Raw genomic sequence first — 23987 nt, forward strand, 5'->3', positions numbered from 1 at the left:
GTCAGGACTTGGGTCATGGTTCTATCGTAACTTCCGCATTCCTCCCGACACTGACCCTACGGGTACAGTGCGGGGCTCCTGCGATTTCTAGCTGACCCTAACCAGCGGGCGGTTTCTGCTAGAAACCCATCAGACGAGCAACAGCGGACAGCTCAGGGACAACGCCGGTGTGGATAGGAGCGGATCCCTGGTGGCTGGCCGTGTCCGGATCCTTAAGGCCATTGCCCGTCAGCACGCACACCACCTGTGCTCCAGCAGGCACCTGCTCTCGCCATTTCAGCAATCCTGCCACCGAGGCCGCGCTGGCCGGCTCGCAAAAGATCCCTTCTTCGGATGCCAGGAGACGATAGGCTGCCAGAATCTCCTCGTCGGTGACGCTATCCACCTGACCGCCGCTCACCTGCACTGCCGCCTTGGCCTTCACCCAACTGGCAGGATTGCCGATGCGAATGGCCGTGGCCACCGTCTCTGGGTGTTCCACCACCCGGTTCAACACCATGGGGGCAGCACCGGCAGCCTCGAAGCCGTAGAGACGAGGGCGACGGGTAGCCTTGCCCTGCTGGCGGTACTGGCAAAACCCCATCCAATAAGCCGTGATGTTGCCCGCGTTGCCCACCGGAATACAGAGCCAATCGGGGGCATCCCCCAAAGCATCCACCACCTCGAAGGCGGCGGTTTTCTGCCCTTCCAAGCGGAAGCGGTTGACCGAGTTCACCAGGGCCACCGGGTAGGTTTCCGCCAGCTGCCGCACCATAGCCAGCGCTTGGTCGAAGTTGCCTTGAACGGCGATGATCTCCGCCCCGTACATCAGGGTTTGGGCCAGTTTGCCTTTGGCCACGTAGCCATCGGGGATCAGCACATAGGCCCGCAGACCTCCTTTGGCCGCAAAGGCAGCAGCCGCCGCCGAGGTGTTGCCGGTGCTGGCGCAGATGATCGCCTCTGCCCCTGCCTCTTTGGCCTTGGACACGGCCATCGTCATACCCCGATCCTTGAAACTACCGGTGGGGTTGAGGCCCTCCAACTTCAGGTAAACTTGACAGTCTCGCCCCAGCCGTTGGCTCAAAGCCGGGGAAGGCACCAGAGGCGTGTTGCCCTCATGTAGCGTGACCACAGGTGTGCTGGCGCTGACGGGGAGCCATTCCCGATAGTGCTGGATCAGGCCGGGCCAAAGCCCCACTTGCGCGCGGGATCCGGCTATACGAGGGGGATGGGTGGGATTCAGGGTCGCCATGCCGCAGAGGACACCGAGGCTAATCAAAGACCAGCTTTCTCACTGTAGCTGTTCGTGGAGGGGTTCGTATCCACCTCCCGCAGCGGCGGCAGAAACATCTTCCTGATCCCCTCTCTTCAGAAGCTGGGGAGCAGAGGAGCTGCAGGTCGCAAGGCCAGAGCCTGCACCAGAGAGCGCAACTTCAGACGAATCTCGGCCAGCTCTTGCTCTGGGTTGGAGTCAGCCACAATCCCGGCACCGGCATACAAGCGGGCCCAATTCCCCCGAATTAGGGCGGAGCGGATCCCCACCACAAACTCGCCATTGCCCTGTAAGTCTACCCAGCCCAAGGGAGCGGCATAGCTGGAGCGATCAAAGGGTTCCAACCGCTCTAGCCACTGCAGCGCCGCCTGTTGGGGATACCCTCCCACCGCTGCCGTCGGGTGGAGCTGGGCCAGCAGATCGAACAGATGTACATCGGCGGGGAGCTCCGCCTCGATCAAGGTTTGCAGATGCTGGATGTTGGCTAGACGGAGCAGCCGCGGTTGCGGGGAAATGCAGGGATCCATCCCCAACCGACCCAGAGCCTCCTGGATCGAGCGCACCACCCACTGGTGTTCGCGGCGGTCTTTGGGGCTGCGGAGCAGCTCCTCGGCCAACTGGCGATCCTGGACAGGGGTGGCGCCGCGGGCGGCGGAGCCGGCTAAGGCATCGATCTGCACCCGGCCTTGCCACACGGAAAGCAAGCGCTCCGGGGTGGCCCCCAAGAAAACCTGGGGAAAGGCCCCCTCTTGGACCAGGGGGAGAGGCCTGGCCGGCAAATTCCCCCGAGCATCTGCCTCCAAGGACTTCGGCCCGCTGACGCCAGCGGCAAAGGCAAAGATGCTGCAATCGGGATGATCTTTTTCCAGGTAGGCCAGCAGGGACGGGATTGACGGCGGGACAGGCAAGTGCAGATCCACGGCTTCGGCCAGCACCACTTTCTCCAGGGATCCCGCCTGAATCACCTGCAGGGCTTTTTGGATGCGCGCCAAGAGGGGGGCTTCCTCCAAGTTCACTGGCACAGGAGCTTGCAATTCCCACGAGGGCAAGGGGGATCGAGAAAGGCGCTCCATTTGGGCAAAAAAGGCGGTGATCTGCCCGGCCAAAGCCGCTAGGTCGCTCTCGGGGTCGATTTCCAGATTGAGCCGCGCCACCGCCAGAGATCTCCAGGAGCCTGGTACCTGCAACAGTTGCCAGCGCGGCAGCACCAGCGCCGCCCCCCCATCACTCCTGGGGCTGAAACTGAGGCGACAGAAACACAGAGGGCGTTCCTGCCGGCTGTCTGGGAATCTTCCCACTTCCGAGGGCTCCGTTCTGCCAATGCAAGCGGCATGGACGTGGGGCTGCAGCTCTTCTACAAAGCTCCGTGCCGCCCGCAAGCCCCCTTCTCCCGCGAGATCAACCTGCCGCAGGGATCCCCATCCCAACACCCGCACCCTTTCCCCGTGGGCCTTGTGGGAGAAATAACAGTAGCTCGGGAATCGGTTCGTGGGGAGCGAACCCAGCCTCTGGGCCAGCACCGCCAGCGGATCCAGCTCTGGGATGGGCTGCGACAAGCTGAGGATTTGGGGCACGCCCCGCGCCCGCGCCATCTGTTGGCAGGCGGCTAGGAAGGGATCCCAGTGGCGCCGATCCCTCGCCTCGTCCGTCCAGGTAGAAGTGCGAGTCGGCGGCCATGCTCTCGGCCACTCCAGGCACTCAAGCGTACCGTGGGCATTCCAAGGGGAAAGAGAAGAGGTCATGCGCAAGAAAAAGAAGACGATCCCACCTTGGCCGAAAACAGGACACCCGTCGATGGAGACCGGCAGAAGATGACTTTAGGATAAGAGATTAGGAGAAGGGCCGGCAGCCTGAGCTTCTGGGGGCCAGATCTGAGGAGCTTCTTCACGGACTGCAAAGTTTCTTAGCATCCTGGGGGATGCTTTCTCAGGCGCTCTACCCTACAGAGCAGATGGTTGTAGACAGATCCAGAGACAGGCCCCAGAGCAGGCTTGCTCCCCAAGGAGAATTCGCATGCATCCAGATGTCAGCCAAGTGCAGCCAGCAGCAGAGGCCGCATGGAGCAACCGCTCTCGCCGGCAATTGTGGATGGCTGCCCTCAAGCCCCCCATGTACAGTGTGGCGATCATGCCCATCTGGGTGGGATCCGCCATTGCCTACGCCCAGTCAGGGGTGCTGGACTTGGGGGTTTTGGGGGTGTTTTGGGGAGCTGCCATCTGCATCTTGGCCTGGGTCAACCTCAGCAACGACGTGTTCGATGCCCAGACAGGGGTGGACAAAAACAAACTCCACTCGCTGGTCAACCTGACGGGCAAGCCGGGGCAGGTGTTTTGGGTGGGGAATGCCTTTTTGGCCCTGGGTCTGCTGGGGATCCTGTGGCTGAGCTGGCGGCAATGGGATCCGACGGTGCTGCTGTTGGTGCTGGTGGCCTGTGGGCTGGGCTATGCCTACCAAGGGCCGCCCCTGCGCCTGGGCTACCAGGGCCTGGGGGAGATCCTCTGCTTTTTCAGCTTTGGGCCGCTGGCGGTCTCGGCTGCCCACTACAGCCAAAGCCAGACTTGGTCGCTGCCGGGGTTAGCGGCCTCACTGGTGGTGGGAATGGCGACCAGCTTGATTTTGTTTTGTTCCCATTTCCATCAAGTGCAGGATGACTTAGCCTGTGGCAAGCGCTCGCCGGTGGCCCGCCTGGGAACCTTGCGCTCGGCCCGCCTCATCCCCTGGCTCTGCGGCAGCCTTTTTGGCCTGATGCTGCTGTTTGTGGGGCTGGGGATCTTTCCGGCTTGGACACTGCTGAGTTTGGCGGGGATCCCGTTTGCAGTGCGGCTTTCCCGCCTGCTGGGTACCTATCACGATCAGCCGCAGCGGATTAGCCACTCCAAGTTCATCGCCGTCAGTCTCCATTTTTGGCTGGGGCTGTTTCTGGGGCTAGGGTTCATCCTCAGCCGCTATGGCTGAAGGCTGAAAAGTCGGCTTAAGGCTAGGTGTGCGCGGGATCCCCCCGGTGCAGCCGGCAAAATGGGATAAGCTACAGCCTAGAGTGCTAGCTCAGAGCGTTGGCTCCAAGGGGAGTGGTCAGTTCGGGTCGAGGTGAGGCGGCAGCAAGAATAGGATGGGGCGATTCTTCAATTCCAACCTGGGAGTGGCGCTGTTGGGGAGCAGCATCTTGGCTGCTTTGGTGGGCTGGGCCTTGTCGATCGACATCGAGGAAGTGAAGGTGGAGTCTCCTTCCCCCGATCAGCCCCTCTCGGTCAGCCGCAGGGTAGACATCTTGGGTCGTCGGGGAGGCCATCAGCGTTGGCGGTTGATTGCCGAGCAGGTGGATCTGGCAGCTGGGCAACAGGTATTTGAACAGGGGGCACACGGCTACTTCTACGGAGAAGGTGCTGACCGGCAAAAAGGGGTGCCGGATCCCTTTTTTGATAGCAGCGAGCAGATGACTTGGCGGGCCAAGCGAGCCCGCTACAATGCCACCGCCGACGAGCTGTATTTGGATGGCGAGGTGGAGGTGAGGAGCGACGACGGCAGCCTGCTCTTGACCAGCGCCCTGAGAGTCACCCCCGAAGAACGCATCGAGGTGGCCGCGGAGTTCACCCTCAAAGGCCGGGAAATGGTGTTGCAGGGCCGCTCTGGCTCGTTTAACTTTCAATTTGCCCTTCTCAGGGCCGAGCAGGGCAAGCTGATAGTGTTGCCCCCAAACGGCTCGGCACCCACCTCCACCACCATCACCGCCGACCAGATCACCTACGACCGCACCAACCAGGTGGCCGAGGGGAAAGGGAACCTGCGCATTCGCGAACGCGGCATCGAGATTCGCGCTCCCCAAGGCACCTACCTGCGCCAGCAGGCCCAAAGCATTCTCTCCGGCGGTGTGGTGTTACAGGAGGTGGCCGGCGACAGCAGCCGGGATCCCTTGTTGGCGGATCTGCGCTTGGCCCAGGCCTCTCCCGGCCCGGAGGCGACCCCAGACCAACAGGATCAAGAAGTCACCATCATTGCCGACCGCCTCACGTACGACCGCAACACGCAAATTGCCCAAGGGGAAGGCAACCTGGAGATCCAGCAGGGGGAAACCATCATCCGGTCGGCCCAGGGCACCTACCGCCGCCGCGAATCCCAAAGTTTGTTGACCGGAGGGGTCACCCTGGAAGAGCCCGGACGGGTGCTCACCTCCGCCCGCCTGGAGGGCAACCACCGCGACAAGATCTTCCTCTTTGAAGACAACGTCCTCTACCGGCAGATGGCTACCTCCACTCCGGCGCCCAGCGAGGGATCCCTGACAGAGGAGCTGCGCCAAGCCGAAACCGAAGTGCGGGCTGCCCGCCTGGTTTACAACTCCCGCACCGGCACTTCCGAGTTTAGCGATGCCGTCGAGTTCATCCAGCGGGGGCGCAGGGCCAAGGCCAACCAGGCCACCATCACCCCTGAGAAAGTGGAGCTGCGGGGAGAGGTGGTGATCGAGCAGATCGAAGGGGACTGGCTGGCGCGGCGCTTGCAAAACTCAGAGACCCAGGCGGATGTGGATCAGCCGACGGTGATCTACGCCGACCGGGTGGAGATCGACCAAGCCAGCGGCGATGCCCGCTTCTTTGGCAATGTGGTTATTGTGCAGGCCAACCGCGCCATCGAAGGGGATCGCGCCGATTACTTTGACCGAGAACAAATTTTCAAAATCAGCGCCGAACAGGCTCCTGTGGTGCTCTGCGATCGGGGAGAGGTCGGCCGCCTTCCCGGGGAGAGCACCCAAGCTCTGCCGGGCCGCAACGCGCTGGATCAGATGTGCCGGGGCGCCAATCGCCTCAGTGGCAAGCTGGTTACCCTGAACATAAAACAAGATGAATACACCGTCGAAGGGGACGGGCAACAGCAGGGCATGTTTCAGTTTCGCATCACCGACGCCCTCTGATGGGATCCCCCCTCGGGGAGCCATCTGTGGTTTTTGATCGTCCAGGTTTGGCTGAGGTTGTGATCCGAGGTGATGTCATGACGGCTCCACTCGCCGAGGGTAAACTGCGCAGAACCCCTGCTCAAGCGGGCAGCTTTTGGGGATCCCTGAGATTGGGAGCTGCCTTTTTGGAGTTTTATCTCTTCAAAGAGATGATCCGCCCCTTCTTTCTGGGGGTGGCCGGGGGCACGGTGATGATGCTGGGCAACCAGCTGTTTATCTACACCGATCTGCTGGTGAAAAAGGGCGCCCCTCCCCTGACCATTTTGCATATTCTCATCCTCAATTTGCCTGCCATTTTGGTGGTCACCTTTCCCATTGCCGGCCTCTTTGCCACCTTGCTCACCCTAGGCAAAATGGGAGCCGACAGCGAGATTACCGCCCTGCGTGCTGCCGGGATCCCTTACCGCAAAGTGTTTATCCCCGTGCTCTGTATTGGCCTGCTGATCAGCGGCTTGGCGCTGTTGACCAATGAAGTGATTGTGCCGGAAACCAACCAAAAGGTGAAAATCCTGAACAAGAACCTCATCTTGGCTCAAGATGCTCTTTTGTTTAATCCAGAAGAGATCGTGCGGGTGGATGATGATCTCTGGTTTCATGTCGGATCGATTGACCCGAAGACCGGCTTGATGCAGGATTTGTTGATCCTGGATCGCAAAGCTGAGACCGGCCACCTGCGCTATCCGCAGGTGATCTCCGCTCAAACCGCGCAGCAGGTGGGCCAATCGTGGCAACTGCGAGATGTGGTGATCCGCCGTTATGACGAGCAGGGGCGCACCTACTATGAAGGCCAGGTGGAAGAAATGCAGCTCAACATCGTCAACAAACTGGTGGGCCTGGTGTACGCGGAAAAGGTGCCCCAAGAGCAACGGGCGGGCGAGCTGTGGGAGCAGTGCCAGCGATATCGAGCGGAGCAACGCCCTTCTGCCGATGTGGCTCGCTGCCTGACGGAATACCACCTCAAGTTCGCCATTCCTTTGGCCAGCTTTTTCGCCATCTTGGTGGCTGCCCCCTTGGGCCTGCAAACGGTGCGGCAAACGGGGCGCTACGGCGGCGTGGCGCTAGCGATTGTTCTGGTGTTTATTTACTATGTACTGATGAGCCTGGGACGAGCGATGGGTCGAGTGGAGCACATCGATCCCTGGCTGGCTGCCTGGTTGCCGAATATGATTTTCGGTGGGGTGGGCTTCTCTTTACTGTGGCGGTTTTTACGGTGAAATCCTGCAACTTCCCCCATGGCTTCAGCCCTTGGGCAAAGTGGTTGGCCCTTTGCTGGGGCGGCTCCCTGTGGTTGGGGACGGGGGAGGCCGTCTTCGCCCAGTTGGATCCCCCGCCCACCGCTGGCGTTGGCGGGACGGAGTTCTCTCTGGAGGGCTACCAGCGCTTTCGGTCAGCGCAAACACTTGCTCAGCGCCTGCAACTGGCCCGCCGGGCTTCCAGCCCAGAACCGATGGCTGCCGCCGATGAAGAGCCCATCACCTTGGCCGAGGCGCAATCTTCTCTGCCTGCTACAGCCTTGACTGCGGCAACCCCACCCCCTACGGCCCCGGTTTCAGACTTTGGATCCCCTCCCCTTGCCAACTCTCCTGAAAAGCCCCTCACGCCAGAAGAACTGAACCGACAGCGGCTACAACGGCTGTTGGCCGAAGGGGCAGCAGCCCATGCTCGGCGACAGGCGCAGCAGGCCCAGGCAACACCTTCTCCCCAACCCCCTTCACCGGCGACGCCCACCGCGGCAGTTCCCAGCCTGAACTCCCTTCGGCTTTCCCAGCCCATGACTTCTCAGGCTGAAGCCCTGCAGGTGGAAGAGCAACCCTGGCTGCGCCCCACCAAGGACTCCGTCCCGCTAACGCGATCGGAATCCAATGGCGAAAACCGGGCTACGGCCCAACTGCAAGGTGGAGCCGGTTCAGAGGCAAGGTTAAATCGGATCCCAGCTTCCCCCAAGACCATTCCTCCCCTGATCTCCCAAGCCGGTGGGAGCTTGGATTTGGGCGGTGTCCTGTTGGCAGAGGCCACCCCTGGGTCGGGGCTGACGGGATCCCCTCCAAGGGGAACGGAAGCCTTTATCCCCACCGCGGGCTCACCCCTGGCTCCTCAACTGCTGGAGCAGTTCCCCCTTTTGCGGGATCTGGGCACCGGGGCAGATGCCGTCTCGGCGACAGGGAACGTTAGCCAGGGATCCCAGATTCGCCAGCAACTCTCGGCCACCGCGCAGCGGCAAATTCCCCTTGACCCGGATCAAATCAACGTGAGTGGGGATGTGCTCAGCTACATCGCCGAACAAGACCTGGGCATTGCCGAGGGGAACGCCTTGATCCAACTGGCTGACGGCACCCGCATCACCGGCGACCGGCTGCTGTTTTATCGGCGGGAGCGACGCCTGCGCAGCGAGGGCCCTTTTCGCATGGAGCAGCCCCCTGGCCCCCAAGGGCGGGGGATCCGGCAAATCGAAGGGCGAAATTTGGATCTGGATATCCCCGGTCGCACCGCCCAATTTGAGAGCTCGCTGGTCATTCTGCCGGGGGAGGAGCCGGGCACCAAGGTTTTTGTGCGCAGCCAAGAGACCACCGCCATTTTGGGGGATCAGATCTTTTTCGAGAAAGCCACCGTCACCACCTCGCCAGAGCCACCCATCACCCACTACGTGCAAGGGGATCGGGTGGAGGTGTTTCCCGATGACCGGGTGATCGTCTACGACGCCCGCGTGTTTGCCGGCGGCGAGCTGACAGAAGCAGGGGATCTGCGGGCGGGCCTTCAGATCGCCTATTTCCCCCTGTTCATCTACAGCCTGCGGGATCACCAATGGGTGCTGCCGGGGCGCAGCGAGACAGAGGGGGTGTTTGTCAAATCCAGTTGGGCCTACCGCTTCGACGAATACAACTTCGGCGGCCTGCGGCTGGATGCCATCCAGAAAAAAGGGGTGGGCATTGGTTTCTTGCATGACTACATCCTGCCCATCCCGGACAGCGTCAACTACGGGCGAGCCCAGTTTTACTTGGTTACCGAAGCCGACCAACAGCGCTTCTCCAGCCGTTTCCGCATCGACCACAACTTCGACTTTTACGCTGCCAACCTCTTTGGGCAGGAAGGCCAACTGCGGGGGCAGCTCAACCTCAACCTGGACAACACCTACCGTCCTGCCGGCGGACGCAACGACAACGCCGATCTGCGCCTCAACGCCACCTTTCAGGGGGATCTCTCCACCACCACCCTCAACATCAGCCGCACCGGATCCCAGGAGCGGGGCATCTACAGCTTCCCCCTCACCCTCAGCCACACTCAGCGCTACGGGGGCGTGCATTGGCTGCAATCGGATCTGCGCTTGGACTACAACCAGCGGGTGAGCGTCAAAGATGGCCCCGACTTTGCCGATGCGCGGTTGACGCTGGGCACTCAACTGACCCCACCCGGTTGGGGAGGTACCTATCGCCTGGCCTACCGTGCCTACAGCAGTTCCAATGGCGACAACGAGCCGCGTCGCAACTTCGAGCTGGCCTTTAACCCCGACCTCATTCGCATCACGCCCGATATTGCCCTCAGCAGCGCCCTCACCCTGACTCAAGAGCAACAGCCGGATCAAGAGGTGGGGGCAGGTCTCCACTTTTTCAATCGCTACGAGCTGCGCTCCAGCCTCCAGTTCAACGATATTCAACCGGCTCCCTGGATCACCTTCATGCCGGGTTCTATCGATTACACCCAAGTCCTCTACTCCACTCCTGACCAGGAGTCTACCGTCAGCCTCAACCCTCGCCTCAGCCTCAGACCTGCCGACTGGAATACCATCGACCTGCGCTACAGCCGCACCTTCTACGGCAACAATTCTGTGCCCTTCCAAACCCTCTCCACCAGCCCTAAAGATGTGGATCGCATCAATGCCAACATCAGCTTCTTTACGCCCCGCGATCCCCTACCCGATGTGCCCCCAGGCTACATTGCCTTTGAAGATGACCTGCCCGGCGAGCTGCCGATAGCCCTGACCTTCCCCGACGATACCCCGGAGGATTTGGCAGCGATTGCCTCCCGCAACTTGCAGGAGCTGCAGGCAGAGGTGAAAAACCTGGTGCGCCTGGACACCAGCCTTGGCTACGACTTCATCACCCAGAAGTGGGATACCCTCAACGCCAACTTCACCTGGAGCACCGCCCCTGATCTGTTCAACATTCAGTTGCAGACGGCCTACGACCTGAACCAGGGACAGCTCCAACCCGTTCGTCTGGAGTATCGGGGGCGCAGCAGCACCACATTTAACCGGGATCAACGCTCCGGCCTGGATGTGTATGAGCCGGGGATCAGCTATGCGCTGCAGGCGGTTTACGATCCCCGGTTGGGCCAGATCTCTACCTATGGCCTGGAGCTGGATGCCACCCTCGGCACGCGATGGCAAAATCACTGGCGGCTGCGCTTGGGCCTGACGGAAGCAGGGATCCGCCGGGTGGAAGTTCGCCGCGACCTGCGGGATTTTGAGCTGCGCCTGGCCTACGATCCGGTAGCCGAGTCGCTGCGCCTGGAAGGGATCCTGGTGGCTTTCCCCAGTCGCCCGGTGGGCCTCACCCAAGAGCGGGGAGATTTTCAACTGACCTCTCCCATCACCTCCCCTATCGGCACCTTTCTGCTCCGCGACGCCGACGCGACCGGCTGGGATGGCCTCAGGCCCTGATCCCCGCTTCCCTGGGAAGGCTCCCTGTCCACTGTTGCGACGGGCTAGGTGATGACGTCTGGCTGCTGCCGACCGGTGCGGGCGCGAATCTGGGCAAGGTGATCGGCCAGTTGAATCTGTTCGGCCAAGGCCACTTGGGGATCCAGGCCATGCCGGGCGGGATCCAGCTCCAATCGCTCCAGGTACACCCGCAGGGTGGCTCCGTGGGTGCCGGTTCCCGAAAGCCGGTAGATGATGCGGGATCCATCCTCAAAGCCGATGCGGATCCCTTGGTGGCTGGTGGTGCTGCCGTCCACGGGATCGGTGTAGCTGAAGTCATCGGCATAAGCCACTGTGTGGGATCCCAAGCGCTGGCCCACCCACCCAGGCAGGGAGCGTCGCAAGTCTTCCATCAGCGCCTCGGCCACCTCCACCGGCAGTCCCTCGTAGTCGTGACGGGAGTAGACGTTGCGCCCATAGGTGCGCCAGTGCTCTTCCACGATCTGCCGCACCGGCTGCCGTCGAACGGCCAAAATGTTCAGCCAAAACAGGACGGCCCAGAGCCCGTCTTTTTCCCGGATGTGGTGAGATCCGGTGCCGAAGCTCTCTTCCCCGCAGAGGGTAACTTTGCCCGCATCCAGCAGGTTGCCGAAGAATTTCCAGCCGGTGGGGGTCTCATAGCAAGGGATCCCCAGCTTGGCCGCCACCCGATCTGCTGCCTGGCTGGTGGGCATGGAGCGGGCAATTCCCGCCAGCCCTTCTCGGTAGCCGGGTACCCGGTGGGCATTGGCTGCCAGCACTGCCAAGCTGTCGCTGGGGGTCACGTAAAATTGGCGGCCCAGGATCAGGTTGCGATCCCCATCCCCATCGGAAGCGGCCCCAAAGTCCGGCCCATCTTCCCGAAACAACAGTTCCACCAACGAGCGGGCATGCACCAGGTTGGGATCCGGGTGTCCGCCGCCAAAATCCGGCAGGGGCTGCCCGTTGAGCACACTGCCCTCTGGTGCTCCCAGGGATCCCTGCAAAATGGCGTGGGCATAGGGGCCGGTGACGGCGTGCATGGCGTCGAAGGCAATGCGGATCCCGGAAGCCAGGTAGTCGCGGATGGCCTCGAAATCGAACAGACGCTGCATCAGGCCCAAGTAATCGGCCACCGGGTCGATGACGGACACCGTCAGGGATTCCAGCCGTTGCTCGCCCAAGCGATCCAGATCGACATCGGGAGCTTCCAGGATGCGGTACTCCCGGATCTGCTGGGTGCGGGCGTAAATGGCCTCGGTCACCTTCTCCGGGGCAGGGCCACCGTTGCCGATGTTGTACTTGATGCCGAAATCCCCCTGGGGGCCGCCGGGGTTGTGGCTGGCAGAGAAGATGATCCCCCCGTAGGCGCCGTACTTGCGGATGAGACAGGAAACCGCCGGCGTGGAGAGGATCCCTCCTTGGCCCACCAGGACTCGCCCGATGCCGTTGGCCGCCGCCATCTTGAGCAGGATCTGAATGGCCTCGCGGTTGTAGTAGCGGCCATCCCCCCCCACCACCAGGGTTTGGCCGGCGGATCCCTCTAGGACATCAAAAATGGATTGGACGAAGTTTTCCAGGTAGTGGGGCTGCTGAAACACCGATACCGGCTTGCGCAGGCCAGAGGTGCCGGGTCTCTGGCCAGGGAAGGGCGTCGTGGGAACAATGCGCAGGCTCATAGGCTGCCGGAAAAGCTGCTTGCTCCTCTACTATCTCATCGTTGGGCCTCTCGTTTGTGCTGAGCAGAGTTCTTTCCCCTCCACCCATTTGTGGATGGGTTGAATGGATGCATCGATCTCCGCTGGTAGCCCTCCATCTTCAATCCCCTGGCTTAACCACCCACTCCACCGGGGTTTTGCTGGGATCCGGCAATTTCAACGAGAACAGCCCCGCCGCCAAGATCAAGAGGGTGGAAAACCAAAGACAGCCCTCCAATCCGTAGAACTGGAAGAGGATCCCAGAAGTTACCGTCCCCAACAGCCGCCCGCCGGAATTAGCCATGTAATAAAAGCCCACATTGAGGGCTACGTCGTCGTCTTCCGTGTAGGCCAGCACCAGGTAGGAATGCACTGCCGAATTGAAGGCAAAGACGATCCCGAACAGGATCAAGCCGCCGGTGATCACCAGCTCCGGTGCCAGCCCGGCCATGAAGGCTGTGGCAATGATCGCCGGCACCGCCGTCAGCACGAAGGTCCAAATCTGGATGGTGCGGGCCTTGGGAGCACGGCCAGGGCGACCCCCACCCAGCAGTTGCGGCGCTACAAACTGAATGAACCCATAGCCAATCACCCAGATGGCCATGTAACTGCCCACCTGCATAAAAGTCCAGCCCAGCTCGTCGTAGAGAAACACCGGCAGGGCCACCACAAACCACACATCCCGCGACCCAAACAGGAAAAAGCGAGCTGCCGAGAGGATGTTGATCTCTCTGCTCTTGGAAAACAGCCGCTTGAAGGGGATCTTGGCCTTGATTTTGCCCATGTCTGCCGGCAGCAGCGCCCCCGAACAGAAGATCAAAGCCAACGCCCCCGCCTGGACAAAGTTGGCCATGCGGAAGCCCATGGGATCCCCGTAGATTTCGGTGAAGATCTGCAGCAGGGCCGCTCCCACAAAGAACCCCACCCCCTTGAGGGCGTTTTTGGATCCGGTGAGCATAGCCACCCAACGAAACAGGCGGGATTCCGCTTCTTTGGGCACCACCAGGCGGATGGCGCTTTTGGAGCTCATCTTGGTGAGATCTTTGGCGATCCCGGCCAGAGCTTGGGCGGTCATCACGTAGGCCACCTGACTCCAGACCGGCCACTGCAGGTTGATCACCCCCAGCATCACCAAACCGAAGATCTGGATGGCAATGCCCCCATACAGGGTCAGCCGCAGGCCAAACAGGGATCCAATCCAGCCGCCCAGGAAGTTGGTGATCACCCCGAAGATCTCGTAGAAGAGAAACAGCATGGCAATTTGGATCGGGGTAAAGCCCAACTTGTGGAAGTGCAGCAGCACCAACATGCGGATGGCGCCATCGGTGATGGTGAACCCCCAATAGGCCGCTGTAACCAGGGCGTAGTTGCGAACCGCAGAGGCTTGAGCTGTCGAAACAGAAGTCATGGGCAGGTCTCCAAGGGAGATGTTTCTATAGACTGCGGGCCACTTTGCGGGCCAGTTCCGCCATGCGGTTGGCATAGCCCCATTCGTTGTCGTACCAGGCCAGGATCTTCACCTGGGCGCCATCCACCACCATCGTCGAGGGCGCATCCACAATGCTGGAACGGGGATCCCCTTTGAAATCCACCGAGACCAGGGGCAGCTCCTCGTAGCCGAGGATCCCCTTGAGTTCGCCCTCGGCTGCCGTTTTTAAGAGGTGATTGACTTCTTCCACGGTGGTGGGCCGCCTGACTTCGAACACCGCATCGGTCAGGGAAGCGTTCAAGAGAGGAACACGCACCGCAATGCCGTTTAATTTGCCGTTGAGTTCGGGGTAAATCAGACCAATGGCCGTAGCCGAGCCGGTGGTGGTGGGCACCAGAGACAGCAGAGCGGAGCGGGCCCGCCGCAGGTCTTTGTGGGGGGCATCCACCATGGTTTGGGTATTGGTAACGTCATGGATGGTGGTGATCACCCCGTGAACAATGCCGATCCCCTCGTGGATGACCTTCACCAAAGGAGCCAGGCAGTTGGTGGTGCAGGAAGCCGCCGTCAGCAAATGGTGCCGGGCCGGGTCGTACAGGTGATCGTTGACGCCCATAACAATGTTGAGGGCCTCTTCGTCCTTGACAGGGGCAGCCACAATCACCTTGCGCACCCCCGCTTTGAAGTAGGCATCCAGCTCCGCTGCCTTGACAAATTTGCCCGAGCATTCCAGCACTAGCTCGATCCCCAACTCTGCCCAGGGCACTTCACCAGGAGACTTGTGTTCGCTAAAGGTGAGGGTTTTGTCCTGAATGCGCAGCCGGTTATCGGATCCCTCAATGTCGATAGCCCAGCGGCCCTGCACCGAGTCAAACTTCAACAGGTGGGCCGCCGTCGCAGCTCCCCCTTTGATCTCGTTGATGTGGGCGAATTCCAGCTCTTCCCAGCCCCAAGCAGCCCGCAACACCAGCCGTCCGATGCGGCCAAAACCGTTGATGCCCACCCGCACTGCCATAGCATTGACCCTAGACTTGTCCAGAAGGGATCCCGCTCTCTCAGGGCAAATCCCGCCTCAACTTTATCAGGACGCCCTAGTCGTTTCAAGACAAGTTGATGGGTAGGGTCAGGAGAGACTGGCCGATGGGGGTCGGTTTGCAGTCCAAATCCACACCTCCAAGCAACAATTGCGCCCAGCCCGGCAACCGGTGGCCTAAGCTGGGAAAAGTTGTGCTTTTCTGGATGTGCCCCCGCCGCCTCAGCCTTCTGTGCAGGATGACTTTCCTCCCTTACCCCCCCCACCTCCCCGTTCTCCGGCTTTGAGGGTGGTGGAAACGGCTTTTTTGGCCAGTACCGCGGCCTTGATCTGGATCCTGAGCTACACGCCGCTGGCCCCCTTTATACGTCTGTTTTTCCCCATTCCGGTGGCGCTGGCGGTGATGCGCTGGGATCCCCGCACAGGGGCAATGGCCCTGGTGGTCTCCGGCCTGTTGCTGACGGTGCTGATAGGGCCCACGCGCAGCATTCTCTATGTCATTCCCTATGGTCTGCTGGGCTATTGGTGTGCCCGCCTGTGGCAGCAGCGTCTTTCCTGGTACGTCTCGGTGGTGAGCGGGGCTGTGCTCAGCGCCCTGGGCTTGATCTTTCAGTTGGTGCTTTCCTCCCTACTGGTGGGGGAAAACCTCTGGATCTACGTAACCATTCAACTTACCGGCCTAACCAACTGGCTCCTGGATGTGTCCCTCAGCCGATGGGGCGTCTACTGGGTGGCAGAACCCTGGATGGTTCAGGTGGTGGTGGTGGGATTTATTGCCTTCAATTCCCTCATCTACGTATTCACGGTGCATTTGGTGGCCGCCCTGGTGATGGAGCACTTTCGTTGCCCGCTGCCACCCCCGCCGAAGTGGGTACAGTTTTTGCTGGATTAGCAGCCCCTGTGAGTTGTACAAGAGCAGAGCAAGCTGCTCTACAAATGAGTTCTTGACAAATCTTGACAAATGAGTTCTTGGCAAAAGTCCCACCCTATTGCCATGCAACGCTACAGGAATGCAAGAACTGGAAGGTTCTCTGCTAGGATCGCGGTAGCGGGACGGAGTCCTTTCGCGTTAGCGGGACGGAGTCTCGTTGGGATCCTGGTGGCGATTTAAGACTGCGATTATGGCTTCCCGCAAGAATCAACTGGCTATTGACAATGACGAGCTGATGCGTCGGGTAGAGGCTCTGATCAACGCTTCCAAAAATCGCTATCGCATCACGGTACAGGTGGCCAACCGCGCCAAGCGCCGCCGCTACGAGGATCCGGATGATATAGAAGATGGCTGGATGAAGCCGATCCGCCGCGCCGTCATCGAAATGTCGGATGAACTGACTGAGCCGGAAATCATCGGCGATGAGTAGTCACTAGACTTGCGGCCTGCTGGCGCGACCGCCCTGTTGAAACTGCTAGCCGGCTGAGCGGCTAAGGGTAGAAGCTTTCGGCAGCCGCCTATTTTGTCAATTTGTCAAGTCGTTTGCAACGGGATCCCTTTCCCGCAGGCGAGCCTCGAGCCGCGATTCCATCAGGTGCAGCAGGCGGTGGGTCTCCTCTGGGCTGAGACCCTGGATGCGCATCTCCAAGGGGCTGTGGAACCAGAGGGTCTGCTGTGGGAAAGGAATCTGGATCCCTGCTTGATCGAAGGCGTGCTTGAGGCGACGGCGGTATTCCCGCGCCACCCTCCACTGCTGCAGGGGCTGCACCTTGATCCAAATGCGCAACGTGATCCCCCGCTCCCCCAGATCATCGACACCGTGCATTTCGGGGGGCTCGAGGATTTTTTCCCGCCAAGCTGGCTCCCGGTACATCTGCAGAGCCACCTGCTCGGTGATGCGTATTGCCTGTTCCAGATCGTTTTCATAGGCGATCACAATCCCCAGATCCACCCGTGACCAGCCGTTGGAGAGGTTCTCCACCACCCGGATGGCACTGTTGGGAATGGAGATCAAGCTGCCTTCGGTGTTGCGCAACTGGGTTAGCCGCAGATCCATGTGTTCCACGAGGCCGCCCCGCCCGTCCACCACGATCACATCCCCTTCGGCAAATTGATCTTCGATCAAAATCAACAGCCCATTGATCACGTCCTTAATCAGATCCTGAGCAGCCAGGGAAATCCCCAGCCCAATAAAGCCTAGGCTGGCCACTAAGGGGCCAATATTGACCCCCACCGAGGCCAGGCCAGCCAGGGATCCGAGCAAGACCAAGGTAGTGGCTGCAACTCCTTTAGAGACGCTGGCAAAGGTGCTGAGACGTTTGCTGAGGCGATAGGTGGGGGCATTTTGCTCTTGGCGCAGGGCAGCAAAGAGGTTATCCAGCACCAGTCCACTCAGCCAGACACTGCCATAGGTGGCCAGACCCACCCCTACCAACCGCAACAGAGGGCCGCGCAGGGAAACCAGGAAAAACCTTTGCAGGGGTCGCGTTTGCGGGAAAAGGCCCAAGCTCACCCCGACTCCGCCCACCCACAGGCTAATTTGCACCAGGCGTAGCAGGCGAATTTGCAGCTCCAAGTAGGATTCCTGCCGTTTGCGTCCGGCCTGTTGTTCGACCAAGACGGGATCCACACCCGACTGCTCTTCCCCCGCTAGGTGCTCCTGTACCTCTGCTTGGATGGCCTGGTATTCCGTCTGCAGGGCATCGCGTTTTTGCTGCAGCCGTCGCCGTTTTCGCTGGCAGAGCTGGCTCAGGCTCCCTACCACAGCCAGGATGCCGAGGGCAATCACCGCTTGGCGGCGCAAAAATTGAGGCTGCCGCTCCCGTTGCGAAGTGCGCAGCGCTTCCTCAACAATGCCGGCTACCTGCTCAGCCCAGTCCATGGGTTGGGCGCCCTGGAATTGAGCATCGAGGGAGGTGATGGTCAGCAAATGTCGCCCATTCACCCGGATAACAGGCTGGTTGGTCTGGCCGTCCAGGGTGACTTCAACCTGCAGCGCCTCTGGATCGAATCCGGCGCTGGCCAACTGGTGCAGGGTTTGTTCAATGGAGCGCACCCGCTGCAACACCGGAGGCAGGCTGCCGGGATCCCCCTGCGGTGCGGTAACCACGAACAAACGCCGCCCATCCAGCGTCACGGCCTCCGCCTGGACAGAGGAGGTGGGGAGGCTAAGCGCTTGCCGCAGCTCTTCTAGGGCATCCAAACGGTTGAGCAAAGGCAGGTTGGGGGCGGTGCCGTTGTTTTCAGCAGTTTCCTGCCCCCATGCGGGCCCGCCTATGGGGGATAGGGCAAAAGATGCACCGAAAAGGAGAGGCCACAACAGGGATCCCGTTTTCCTCGGCTTCGGCCTGCCTACCGTTCCCGTCAGCGGTGCGGGGCACCATTCGCAGCTTCGCAGCATGAGCCGTTTGCGTCAGCGGTGCAGAACACTTTAACGCCTCACTCCAGAAAGAAGAAAGCAATCCCGAGGATGGCATAGGTGGCCAAGAGCAGTAGCCCTTCCAGCCAGTTGGAGCGCCCATCGCTGCTAACGGAATTGATCAGCAGCACCGAGACGGCAATGGCCACCAACTCCACCATGCCGAAGTTGAAGTTCATGGGCTGATGCAGCACATCCCCGGCCAGCACCAGCAGAGGTGCCACAAACAGGGCAATCTGCATCGTCGAGCCCAGCGCCACCGAGAAGGAGAGATCCATCTTGTCTTTCATGGCCACCGTGATCGCCGTCGCATGCTCTGCCGCGTTGCCGATGATCGGCAACAAAACCACCCCCATAAACAGCGGCGTCATGTGAAAGTGTTCCAGCGTGTCCTCTAGAGTGCTCACCAACAGTTCCGACTCCAGCGCCACCAACACCGTCAACCCCAAGAGGGCCAGCACCCAAAACCCCAAACCGGCTCCCTCGGGCGGAGCCGTCAGCACTTGGGGAATGGATCCTTCCGCCTGCAAAACCGGATTGGGGGCCAGGCGATTGGCCGCCTCATCTTCTGCGGCTTCTGCTTCGTGAAGGGCGTAGAGGTAACTGTGGGTTTTGAGGGAAAACAGCAAAGTGAGACCGTAAACCCCAATCAGCACCAGGGCTACTGCCGTGGATAGCTCTTGGATGGAGATCTCCCCCAAGTTGGCATCGGCATAGGTGACCACGCTGGGCAAGATCAAGGCCACCACCGCCAGGTTCATCACCGAGGCATTCATGCGGGCCACCTCGGGTCGAAAGCTCTGCTCTCGAAACTTGATCCCGCCCAAAAACATGGCCAAGCCGGCCACCAGGAGCAGGTTACTGATGATCGCGCCGGTGACGGAGGCTTTTACCACATCCACCAGCCCCGCCCGCAGTGCCACCAAGCCGATGATTAACTCCGCCGCATTGCCAAAGGTGGCGTTGATCAGCCCCCCGACTGTCGGCCCTGTCAAGGCTGCAATCTCTTCCGTGGCCTGACCCATAAACTTTGCCAAGGCCACCACCGCCAAAGCCGCACAGAGGAAGACCAGGTTGGGATCCCAGCCCCGGAAGTGCCCCACCCAAGATAGGGGAACCCCCAACAGCAGCAGGAACATTATGCTGTTCAGACCTCTCTGCCAACCTGATGCAGAGCGATCCGGCGAAACCAAAGGATTTGCGTTAGCCAGGGTCATGGTTCACAAGGGGAAAATAAGGTAGCGAGGCTGTTTGGGTTTCGGGGATCCGCGCCCCCTATGGCCAGAGGCGGCCACCATGAGGCCATCTCCAAGAGTCTAGCGGCTGCGAGGGGAGGTTGGATAGGTGCTGCTGGCTAGAGGGAGATAACCCGGTTGCGCTGCAACTGCCGGGCGATCTCGGCTCCCAATTGATCGGACAGATGCTGGGGATCGGCGATTTTCAAAAAACTGCTGCCCTCTACCTCAAAGGGAAAGGATCCCTCGATGCCGTCGCGGGGGAGTTGTACCAGCAGCAATTGTTCGGGGCGCTTCGATTGCAGGGCATAGCCCAACTCCAGACAGACCTGAGGGCTGGGTAGGGGACGCCCCCGGCCATTCACCTGCACAGGGGTTACATCGGCCACCACCAGCAGCGCGTGCTTGAGCTTGCGAATCAAGGCCGCATCGATGAGCGGGGTCTCAGCCTCAGCGGGAAGGGATCCCTGAAGCTGTAGGGGCACAACCGGCCCGTGGTTGCGATTGAGGGTCTCTACCACGGCTTGCAATGCCCGGTGCAGAGTGGCGCTGGAGTCGGGGTAATCCGATTGGCCGCAGAAGTAGATGACCGGCTCGGTCATGTTCAGAGTGGCCCGCTTATTAAAGTAGATCTCGCGGCTAATTAAATCGAGGTTGGAGATGCTGTAGGCACCGCTGCCCTCGATGTAAAACTCCACCAGCTCTCCTTCCAGGTAGCGCTGCCACCACAGGGAAGCCTTCACCTGCTCCACATCGTCGAGAAAGTCGGCCCGCATCGCCGTTTTCAAGAGGCCGGTACGGCTCAGGCGCAGGTCGGGGGCCCTCTGTTGGACTTGGGAAGCAGACAACACCGAATCCAAATACCAGGCTTTCAGGACGATGATCGCCATGGGATCCCTCTGCGCTCAGCCTTAAAGGTACGTGACATACTCCCACACTCATGCTGACGCAAAGCGCTCCGCGCCGCTAGCGCGAAAAGGACGTTTCCTGCGCTTGAGGACTACGTCCCGCTGACGCGAAAAGAACGGGATGCCCCACCGCCCTGTGCTTGATGTTGATGGCCGCATGGTGGTCGCGTCCTAGTTCTAGCCCACAATGGGAACAAGAATGCCATCTGTCTTGAATCGCTTTCGGTACTCTTTGACCGCACCGAGAGCAGTTTTGACTGCTGCCGTTGGGATTCACTGCAATCGCCCTCAGCCCAGCTCTTTCAGCCTTGACTGCCAGCATTTGCAGAAATTGTCCCCACCCAGCATCATAGGTAGATTTTGCTAGTCGGGTTCTAGCAACACCTTTGATATTCAGGGCTTCGTACCCAATATGTTTGCCCTTGCTTACCAGCCAGTTCGCTGTTTTGTCATGAAAATCTTTGCGCTGAGATAGTGGTTAGTGGATAGTCACTATTCACTATCCACTGGTCACTATCCACTAGTCACTAGCCATAGGCGGTTTGACCCTTTCTTCTTGCGAGACACTGCCCGCTGCAGTCTCTTTAACCGCTTTTGGGCTCTGCGGTAATACTGGGGAACTGGAACAGACTCCCCCGCGTCGGTCACCAAAAAGGAGTCCAGTCCCACGTCGATCCCCATCGTGTTCTCCAGTGTTGGCGGGTCAGGGGTAAATACGGGGACAGATGAATCTTGCAGGCTCAAGGTCACATACCACCCGTCTGCCTTGCGGGTGATGGTAGCAGTCTTGATGACAAAACCGTCAGGCAAAGGACGGTGCTGAATTATCCGAACAGCACCGATTTTGGGCAGATGGATAAACTGCCCGCAAATGCAGTCTTGTTTCATCTGGGGGAAACTGAAGGAGCGATACCGCCCAGCTCCCTTAAATCTGGGTTTCCCTGCCCTCTTGCCGTTACAGTCCCCCTTCAGCCAGCGGTCGAATGCTTTGTGCACTCGCTCTATGCAGTTTTGCAGGACTTGCGAATGGACTGCTCTGTACTCCGGAAACAGGGCTTTCGTGCTCACCAAGTCCCGTTTCTGGGAGTAGAAATCGGGCTTGTCTTTCAGCTGGGGCAAATGACAGACTAGGGGACAAGCATTGATGTCACAGCGATTGTGTTCCCACCACGCAAAGCGCTCTGCCAAGCGGTAGTTGTACTGCTTCCGTAACAAGTCTAGCCACTCGCTCATCAAAGCAATCTGGCTGGGCGTAGGTCGCAAACGGTACTGGTAAGCAGTTCTCATTGAGGCAAGGGTAATCTACTGGAATGAATCCTACCTTATTGCTTCATGCGGTGGGGTTACCGTCTCGGTTTTAGGCCAGTCCATTGAAAACCAAAGTGTCCCCGCCTTTCATCCCGACCCTCACCCTGGATAGTGGTGAGTGGATAGTGACTAGCCACTATATAGAGGGCGGGGCTTCCCAGCGGTGTAGCTAACGGGGTGCAGGGGCAATCAGTCCCGCGCCCTGCCCGCAGGGTGAGCACCGGGATACATGGATCCCCGCCATACCCCTGAGCAAAATCTGTAGTAAAACGTACCTGTGCTGGCGTACCCTACAAGCACCGGATTGATCCAGATGCCTCCCAGCAAGCCGCTCGCGTTAGCGGGACAGAGTCCTCGCTGTTGACGTGGCTGGAGATTGGCCGGCGCGTATACAACTACGCTTTGCCAGAAATCTAAGGAGTGGGTAGAATCTTGCTCTTGGCCACTGGACAGGGGTTCCTTGCTGCAGGAGTCCATCCTGCCTGCCGATGCACCCTTCCCTTCTGATTACCGTCAGCAGAACCCCTTGCCAGACAGCGTCTGCCGGGAACGGCCCAAGGGTTTCAAAGCCCTGCAAGGCCAGCTGAGAAGGCTGCAACCCAGGGGGGCGAGAAAACAGCAGGGGTCTTGCCACTGGAAGAGAGCACCACTGCAGGTTGCCAGGATGCAGCAGGGCATTGCCAATGGTTGCCAAAAGTTCCATTTCCAGAGGGCCCATTGGCGTTAGGACCGAGGGCAGACCCTCTTTATCTTTATCTTTATCTTTTCTTTGTGGAAGACCTCAAGGCCAAGGGCTGGGCAAGGGGGATGTTGCCCAAGGAGTGCGTCGAGTCGGTTGCAAGTGCTGAGGGACGGTTAGCAACAGCTGGGCTGTCGGGGGGCCTCAGTGCCCTGAATGCCGGTACCGGGTGCATCGGGACTCAGCCTTGGGAACTGTGCTGGGTGGATTAGAGGTTGTTTTGCGAGCTGGCAGTAGCCAGGGAGGCTGGGGAAGGAGAACCGCCTGTCCAGTTGTTTTGTCGGGGGTTGTAGACCCAGGCAAGTGGCGTGGGGCAGGAATGCCCAACTGCGAGGTAAGGACTCCGTCCCGCTGACAGGAAGAGTAGCCCGCGCTCTGTCCACAGGACGAGCGCCGGGAGGATGTCACTCCTCTGTCCAGAAACGCTCGGAAAGATATTTGTCAGCCCCGTCGCAAAAGATGGTCACCACCACTCCAGAGGAGAGCTGACGGGCCACCTCTAGGGCTGCCACCACATTGGCGCCGGCAGAGATGCCCACCAGCAGGCCTTCTTCCAACGCCAAGCGCTTGACCATTTTCTGGGCTGCTTCTGTGGAGATCTCAATGTGCTGGTCAGGCAGGGTGGGATCGTAAATCTCGGGTTTTAGAGCTGTGGCCATGTGCTTGAGCCCTTCCAGGCCATGGAAGGGAGAGTCGGGCTGCATGGCAATGATTTGGATATCCGGGCGATACTCTCGCAGGCGCCGCCCCACCCCCATACAGGTGCCGCTGGTGCCTAGCCCGGTAACAAAATGGGTGACCTGCCCCTGGGTTTGCTCCCAAATCTCCACCCCAGTGGTTTCGTAGTGGGCTTGCCAGTTGGCGGGGTTGCTGTACTGGTCAGGGTAGAAATAAAGCTCGGGGTTTTCCGCATAGAGGGCGCGGGCTTTCTCGATGGCCCCATCGGATCCCAGAGCGGGATCCGTCAGAACCAAGTCCACGCCATAGGCAGCCAGGATCTTCTTGCGCTCCGGGCTGGCGTTGGCGGGAAGAGCCAGCTTGACCTTGTAGCCCAAGGCGGCCCCGATCCAGGCATAGGCGATGCCGGTGTTACCGCTGGTGGCATCGAGGATGATCTTGCCGGGGGTAAGCTTGCCCTGGCGTTCGCCAGCGCGAATCATGTTGAGGGCCGGGCGATCCTTGACTGAACCCCCAGGGTTGTACCACTCTGCCTTGCCATATACCCGTACCGATTCCGGCAAATCGGCAGCAACCCGCCGCAGACGGATCAGCGGCGTCCCCCCCACCAGCTCAATAGGGCTATCCACAGCAGGGAGTAACGGGCGAGAAGAAAATGCAGTCGGATACAAGGGGGATCCCTCGCTAGACAGGCATCGGCTGGACAACCATTGCTCATCTTACCCCGGTCTTTCCGGCCTCTTGGGAGCTTTTTAGTTT

The 23987-nt window shown here is 60.1% G+C and carries 15 protein-coding genes and 2 pseudogenes; 7 read left to right on the forward strand and 10 right to left on the reverse strand.

Annotation, left to right across the window (positions count from 1 at the left end):
- Positions 1-118 precede the first annotated feature (118 nt).
- Positions 119-1231, reverse strand: coding sequence for a threonine synthase (gene thrC / locus ACVWZJ_RS07575; RefSeq protein ID WP_457384265.1), 1113 nt, complete (start codon positions 1229-1231; stop codon positions 119-121).
- A gap of 116 nt (positions 1232-1347) precedes the next feature.
- Positions 1348-2994, reverse strand: a complete 1647-nt coding sequence (locus ACVWZJ_RS07580; RefSeq protein ID WP_011433868.1) for an isochorismate synthase — start codon at positions 2992-2994, stop codon at positions 1348-1350.
- Between the two features lie 271 nt (positions 2995-3265).
- On the opposite strand from ACVWZJ_RS07580, the gene menA reads away from it, so the two are divergent.
- The 4 genes from menA to ACVWZJ_RS07600 all read left to right on the forward strand — a co-directional run bounded on the left by menA (position 3266) and on the right by ACVWZJ_RS07600 (position 10854).
- Positions 3266-4207, forward strand: coding sequence for a 2-carboxy-1,4-naphthoquinone phytyltransferase (gene menA, locus ACVWZJ_RS07585; RefSeq protein ID WP_011433869.1), 942 nt, complete (start codon positions 3266-3268; stop codon positions 4205-4207).
- Positions 4208-4361: 154 nt separating this feature from the next.
- Positions 4362-6155, forward strand: coding sequence for an LptA/OstA family protein (locus tag ACVWZJ_RS07590; protein ID WP_457395608.1), 1794 nt, complete (start codon positions 4362-4364; stop codon positions 6153-6155).
- A gap of 77 nt (positions 6156-6232) precedes the next feature.
- Entirely contained in the window at positions 6233-7411 is a 1179-nt protein-coding gene (locus ACVWZJ_RS07595; protein WP_457395611.1) for an LptF/LptG family permease, read from the forward strand.
- Positions 7408-10854, forward strand: a complete 3447-nt coding sequence (locus ACVWZJ_RS07600; protein WP_457395614.1) for a hypothetical protein — start codon at positions 7408-7410, stop codon at positions 10852-10854. The genes ACVWZJ_RS07595 and ACVWZJ_RS07600 overlap by 4 nt, the downstream gene beginning before the upstream one ends.
- A 44-nt stretch (positions 10855-10898) precedes the next feature.
- Here the strand turns inward: ACVWZJ_RS07600 and ACVWZJ_RS07605 are convergent, their stop codons facing one another.
- From ACVWZJ_RS07605 to ACVWZJ_RS07615, 3 genes are all read right to left on the reverse strand, one after another.
- Positions 10899-12530 carry an alpha-D-glucose phosphate-specific phosphoglucomutase gene (locus tag ACVWZJ_RS07605; RefSeq protein ID WP_011433873.1) on the reverse strand — a complete coding sequence of 544 codons (1632 nt, stop codon included), beginning with the start codon at positions 12528-12530 and terminating at the stop codon, positions 10899-10901.
- Between the two features lie 139 nt (positions 12531-12669).
- Positions 12670-13956 (reverse strand): organoarsenical effux MFS transporter ArsJ, encoded by a 1287-nt coding sequence (gene arsJ / locus ACVWZJ_RS07610; protein ID WP_011433874.1) that lies wholly within the window; start codon positions 13954-13956, stop codon positions 12670-12672.
- 25 nt (positions 13957-13981) lie between these two features.
- On the reverse strand, positions 13982-14992 hold the full coding sequence (locus tag ACVWZJ_RS07615; RefSeq protein ID WP_011433875.1) for an ArsJ-associated glyceraldehyde-3-phosphate dehydrogenase: 1011 nt from the start codon (positions 14990-14992) through the stop codon (positions 13982-13984).
- Positions 14993-15218: 226 nt separating this feature from the next.
- Between ACVWZJ_RS07615 and ACVWZJ_RS07620 the strand changes: the two genes are divergently transcribed.
- Positions 15219-15902: a DUF2232 domain-containing protein gene (locus ACVWZJ_RS07620; RefSeq protein ID WP_011433876.1), complete on the forward strand. Its 684-nt coding sequence runs from the start codon at positions 15219-15221 to the stop codon at positions 15900-15902.
- A gap of 229 nt (positions 15903-16131) precedes the next feature.
- Complete coding sequence (locus ACVWZJ_RS07625) at positions 16132-16371, forward strand: DNA-directed RNA polymerase subunit omega (protein WP_011433877.1); 240 nt, start codon at positions 16132-16134, stop codon at positions 16369-16371.
- Positions 16372-16467: 96 nt separating this feature from the next.
- Here ACVWZJ_RS07625 and ACVWZJ_RS07630 read toward each other — a convergent pair whose 3' ends face one another.
- From ACVWZJ_RS07630 to ACVWZJ_RS07645, 4 genes and pseudogenes are all read right to left on the reverse strand, one after another.
- On the reverse strand, positions 16468-18342 hold the full coding sequence (locus ACVWZJ_RS07630) for a mechanosensitive ion channel family protein (RefSeq protein ID WP_011433878.1): 1875 nt from the start codon (positions 18340-18342) through the stop codon (positions 16468-16470).
- 38 nt (positions 18343-18380) lie between these two features.
- Complete coding sequence (cax, locus tag ACVWZJ_RS07635) at positions 18381-19499, reverse strand: calcium/proton exchanger (RefSeq protein WP_011433879.1); 1119 nt, start codon at positions 19497-19499, stop codon at positions 18381-18383.
- A gap of 215 nt (positions 19500-19714) precedes the next feature.
- Positions 19715-20485, reverse strand: a complete 771-nt coding sequence (locus ACVWZJ_RS07640; protein ID WP_011433880.1) for a hypothetical protein — start codon at positions 20483-20485, stop codon at positions 19715-19717.
- Between the two features lie 76 nt (positions 20486-20561).
- Positions 20562-21790: pseudogene (locus ACVWZJ_RS07645) on the reverse strand (RNA-guided endonuclease InsQ/TnpB family protein).
- A 13-nt stretch (positions 21791-21803) separates the two neighbouring features.
- Between ACVWZJ_RS07645 and ACVWZJ_RS07650 the strand changes: the two are divergent.
- Positions 21804-21923, forward strand: a pseudogene (locus ACVWZJ_RS07650) (IS200/IS605 family transposase); the annotation flags it as partial.
- A gap of 1031 nt (positions 21924-22954) precedes the next feature.
- Here ACVWZJ_RS07650 and ACVWZJ_RS07655 read toward each other — a convergent pair.
- A complete protein-coding gene (locus ACVWZJ_RS07655; RefSeq protein WP_011433884.1) occupies positions 22955-23857 on the reverse strand; it encodes a PLP-dependent cysteine synthase family protein in 903 nt (300 codons plus the stop codon).
- Between the last annotated feature and the right edge of the window lie 130 nt (positions 23858-23987).

This window comes from Thermostichus sp. OS-CIW-29, assembly GCF_054058195.1.